Origin of the sequence: Thermomonas sp., from assembly GCF_020850895.1 — a bacterium.
Taxonomy (GTDB): domain Bacteria; phylum Pseudomonadota; class Gammaproteobacteria; order Xanthomonadales; family Xanthomonadaceae; genus Thermomonas.
The window spans coordinates 1-4,513 of record NZ_JADZDS010000077.1 but is presented as its reverse complement, the minus strand read 5'-3'; the positions used below and the strand labels follow the sequence as shown (position 1 = coordinate 4,513).

5 protein-coding genes are annotated in these 4,513 nt (G+C 65.7%); 3 read left to right on the top strand and 2 right to left on the bottom strand.

What is annotated here, in order from left to right; all coding sequences use genetic code 11:
- On the bottom strand, positions 1-231 hold a 231-nt coding region (locus IT472_RS07115; protein ID WP_297180353.1), incomplete at its 3' end, for a hypothetical protein.
- A 125-nt stretch (positions 232-356) separates the two neighbouring features.
- On the opposite strand from IT472_RS07115, the gene IT472_RS07110 reads away from it, so the two are divergent.
- The gene (locus IT472_RS07110) at positions 357-1,613 is read left to right on the top strand and encodes a pyridoxal phosphate-dependent aminotransferase (RefSeq protein WP_297180351.1); all 1,257 of its coding nucleotides are present in this window, start codon (positions 357-359) and stop codon (positions 1,611-1,613) included.
- Positions 1,614-1,683: 70 nt separating this feature from the next.
- Complete coding sequence (gene grxD / locus IT472_RS07105) at positions 1,684-2,607, top strand: Grx4 family monothiol glutaredoxin (protein ID WP_297180350.1); 924 nt, start codon at positions 1,684-1,686, stop codon at positions 2,605-2,607.
- Between the two features lie 219 nt (positions 2,608-2,826).
- Here grxD and IT472_RS07100 read toward each other — a convergent pair whose 3' ends face one another.
- The gene (locus IT472_RS07100) at positions 2,827-3,360 is read right to left on the bottom strand and encodes a DUF924 family protein (protein WP_297180348.1); all 534 of its coding nucleotides are present in this window, start codon (positions 3,358-3,360) and stop codon (positions 2,827-2,829) included.
- Positions 3,361-3,600: 240 nt separating this feature from the next.
- On the opposite strand from IT472_RS07100, the gene IT472_RS07095 reads away from it, so the two are divergent.
- Positions 3,601-4,513, top strand: a 913-nt coding sequence (locus IT472_RS07095) for a DegV family protein (RefSeq protein WP_297180346.1), incomplete at its 3' end; no start/stop codon positions are given.

The window sequence follows — 4,513 nt, the reverse complement described above, 5'->3', positions numbered from 1 at the left end:
GGCCGACCCTGCCCAGACCACGCCCCGTGCGTCCTGCGCCACCGTATTCCAGGCGTCGTCGGCGAGTCCGTGTTGGCTACCATAGGTAGTAATCGTCGGCGCGGCGATGGTCGGCACCACCACGGGGTGCGCTGCGGCTGCAGCCGGAACCGGCGGCCGGTCGCGCGCCATGGCGCCACCGGCGACCAGCGCCAGTGTGCACAGCAAGACCTGCAGCCGCCATCCCGCCATCAACGCCGCCTCCGCCAGCTCGCCCAGAGTATGGCAATACTTCCTCCCGCCTTACTTGATCCAAATCCAGCCCTTCGCATTCATTTCCGCTAGGCTATGCGCTCCGTTTTTTCTGCCGTTTCCCCATGTCCGCCTTCAACCCCCGTCACAAGATCGCCACCCGCACCCGCCTGAGTGAAGTTCGCTACGAAATCCGGGGGGAGTTGGCGCGGCGCGCGCGCGAGATGGAGGCCAACGGGCGCAAGCTGATCAAGCTCAACATCGGCAATCCCGGCGCATTCGGCTTTCGCGCCCCCGAACACCTGCAAGATGCAATCGCCGGCGGCATCGCCCGCACCGATCCCTACACCCACCAGCAAGGCCTGCCGGAAGCGCGCGAGGCGATTGCCGCCTTCCACAAGCAGCGCGGCACGCCCAATGCCTCGCCTGAGCGGGTGTTCGTGGGCAATGGCGTGTCCGAGCTGATCGACATCTCGCTGCGCGCCCTGCTGAACCCGGGCGAGGAAGTGCTGGTGCCCTCGCCCGACTACCCGCTGTGGTCGGCGGCGACCATCTTGAACGACGGCCGCCCGGTCTATTACAAATGCGACCGTGACAACGGCTTCCTGCCCGATCCGGAGCAGATCGAGTCGCTGGTGTCCTCGCGCACCCGCGCGATCGTCCTGATCAACCCCAACAACCCGACCGGCGCGAACTATCCGAAGGCGCTGCTGGAGCGGATCGTCGAGATCGCCCGCCGCTATCGCCTGCTGCTGCTGGTCGATGAAATCTACGACGGCATCCTGTACGACGACGCGGTGTTCCAGCCGGTGGCGCCGCTGGCCGGCGACCTGCCCTGCATGAGCTTCGGCGGGCTGTCCAAGGTCCACCGCGCCTGCGGCTGGCGGGTGGGCTGGGCGGTGCTGAGCGGCGATCCGCTGGCCTGCGGCGACTTCCACCACGCGCTCGACCTGCTCGGCGCGCTGCGGCTGTGCGCCAACGTGCCGGGGCAATTCGCGATCGAGCAAGCCCTGCACGGCACCGACACCATCACCCCGCTGTGCCGCCCCGGTGGCCGCCTGTTCGAAACCCGCAAGGCATTGATCGAGGCCTGCGCGGCGAGCGAGCATCTGTCGCTGGTGGCACCGGCAGGGGCGCTGTACGGCTTCCCGCGCGTGGTCGGCGATGCCGCCCGTGGCTTCGATGACCACGAGTTCGCGCTGGACATGCTGGAACAGGAAGACGTGCTGATCGTCCCCGGCACCAGCTTCAACGTGCCCTATCGCGAACATTTCCGCGTCACCCTGCTGCCGGAAGCGCCAGTCCTGGGCGAAGTGTTCAAGCGCATCGACCGCGTGCTCACGCGCCGTGCGGAATGCAAGCCCCGCAGCGCGGTGGCCTGACCTCGATCAGCGACCGGCACGCGGGAAGCCGTAAAATGGCGGCTTCCCTTCGCGATCCGGAAGCTCCGCCATGTCCCTTGAACCTGCCCTGCGCGCCCGTATCGAAGCGGTGCTGGCCGCCCATCCCGTCGTCCTGTTCCTGAAGGGCAGCCCGGACGCGCCGCAGTGCGGCTTCTCGGCCAAGGCCGTCGGCGCGCTGGACGCGGCCGGTGCGACCTATGGCCACGTCAATGTGCTGGCTGACCCGGAAATCCGCGAAGGCATCAAGGTCTTCGGTGACTGGCCGACCATCCCGCAGCTCTACATCCACGGCGAGCTGGTCGGCGGTGCCGACATCATCACCCAGATGGCCGCCAGCGGTGAGCTGCACGCGGCGCTGGGCCTGCCGGCACCTGACCGCACGCCGCCGCAGATCACCATCACCCCGGCCGCCGCGCAGATGCTGAAGCAGGCGCTGGACAACGCCGGCCCCGGCTATGCGCTGCAGATCGAAATCGACCGCGGCTTCAATGCCCGCCTGCAGCTTGCGGAACGCGACGACTCCGCAATCGTCGCCGAATCCGCCGGCATCCGCGCCCAGTTCGACCTGGTCAGCGCACAGCGCGCGCGCGGCATGCACATCGATTGGGCCGACGATGCCCGCGGCAAGGGCTTGGTGATCGACAATCCGAACGCGCCGCCGAAAGTCGGATCGCTGACACCGGCAGAAGCCCGCGCCCGAGTCGAAGCCGGCTCGTTGACCATCGTCGACGTGCGGCCCGCCGAGGAACGTGCACTTGCGGGAATCCCGGTCGCCAGTCGCAATTTCGACGACGGCGTCGAGGAAATCGAAGCCCTGCCCAAGGACCAGCCACTGGCGTTCCTGTGTCAGGCCGGCGCACGCAGTGCGCAAGCAGCGGAACACTTCCGCGCACTCGGCTTCACCAAGGTCTACAACATCGCCGGCGGCACCAACGCTTGGGCCGGGATCGACTCCTCGGTCCCGCACGACTGAGCCGACAGCCTGCACTGGCCTCCCGGGCAAGGGGTTGTGCAGGCACCCCGGTTGATCGAAGACAATGCTGAACAAGTCCCTCCTGGGCGTGTCAGCACACGCGGCGCCCGGTGCATGCCCGGACGCAGCTCACGCGGATCAATCACTGCGGTGATCGATCCGCGGCCGACCATCCATGGTCGGCAGGCAACGCCGACTCAATCAGCGTTGCCCAAAGCGTCAGAACCCGCCGCCTGCGTTCAACCACGCCTGTTCTTCGGGCGTGTTCTCGCGACCCAGCACATGATTGCGGTGCGGGAAGCGACCGAAGGTCGCGATCACATCGCGGTGGACGACTGCATAGTCGAGGAACACCCCGGGCCCAATTGACTTGAACAAGGCCACCGATCGATCTTGGTCGTCCATCGATTCGGAATGCTCGAACGGCAGGTAGAAGAACAGGCGCAGGTCCGGATCAACCCGTGCGTCAAATCCAGCCGCGATCGCCGTCGATGCATGCATGCGTGCCAGTGGATCGGTCGCAAAGGCATGCGCACTGTTGCGAAAGATGTTGCGCGGGATCTGGTCCAGCAACAGCACCAGCGCCAGCGCACCGTCCGGCTCGCGCATCCAGATATCCATCTTGCGCCGAGCCGCCACGTGGTGGGCTTCGCCAAACCGTGAGCGGCAGTCTTCGTCGAATGCCGCGCCGCCGCGAAACCATTTCGCGACGCCGGCGTCACGCCAGAATCCCACGATGTCGGACGGCATCATTGCTCGTGACTCCTTGCCGTCCTTCGCCCTGTCAGCATGCTCATCCCCCACCCGCATCGGCCGGATCCGCGTGGCGACCGACTCCCAAGCATCCTACCTTGCGCCGCCTGTCTTCACGCGGGGAATGCCCCTGAACAGGCACCTTTTCCGGGTGGCGGCACCGTCGCCGTTTAAAAACGGTGCAATTTGACGGTGTTTGCGGTACGTTCGCACCAGTATGGTCACTCGATGGAGGTGGGTATGCGCATCGGAATCATCATGGATTCGGCCTGCGACGTGCCGAACGAGTTCCTCGAAAAGGAAACCATCACCATCATGCCGGTGACGATCCAGATCGGCAATGCGGTGCTCGCCGACGTTCGCAACGAGGAAGCAACGATGAGCTTCCTCACCGGCGAGACCGGCGAACGCGCGTTCGAGGCGGTCAGTACCCCCTACAGCGTGCAGGACGTGCACGACCTGTTCCTGAACAAGTTGGTCTTCGACTACGACTACGTGTTCTGCATCACCACCGCAGCCAGCCGCAGCGGCATCTACGACAACGCGGTGCAGGCCAGTTATTCGATTCTGAACGACTACAAGCCGATCCGCGCCCAGGCCGGCAACAACACGCCGTTCTCACTGCGCGTGATCGACAGCCAGAACGTGTTCCCCGGCCCCGCCGTGGTGGTGATCGAAGCCGCGCGCTTGCGCGATGCGGGGGAGGCGCCGCCCAAGATCCGCAACAGCCTGGAATCGTTGGTCCAGAACGTGCATGCCTACATGGTCCCGCGCGACCTCTATTACCTGCGCAACCGCACCCGTATCCGCGGCGACCGCAGCGTGAGCCTGTTCAGTGCCTTCATGGGCACCGCACTCGACATCAAGCCGATCCTGCACTGCAACCGTGGCGAGACCGGACCCGTGGGCAAGGTCAAGGGTTTCGAGCATGCGGCCGAGAAGATGTTCATGTTCACCGGCAAACGCGTGCGCGAGGGCCTCCTTACCCCCAGCGTCGTACTGTCCTACGGCGGCAACCTCGACGATATGCGCACCCTGCCCGGCTACTCGAGGCTGCGCGAGATCTGCGCAGAAAATAAGGTCGACGTGTACGAGACCTTCATGGGCCTGCCCGGCATCGTGAACGTCGGCAAGGGCGCGTTGGCGGTGGGCT

What these genes read in the sequence shown, in the direction of transcription:
- IT472_RS07110 (WP_297180351.1), top strand. Translation starts at nt 357, where the DNA reads ATGTCCGCCTTCAACCCCCGTCACAAGATCGCCACCCGCACCCGCCTG.
- grxD (WP_297180350.1), top strand. Translation starts at nt 1,684, where the DNA reads ATGTCCCTTGAACCTGCCCTGCGCGCCCGTATCGAAGCGGTGCTGGCC.
- IT472_RS07100 (WP_297180348.1), bottom strand. Translation starts at nt 3,360, where the DNA reads ATGATGCCGTCCGACATCGTGGGATTCTGGCGTGACGCCGGCGTCGCG.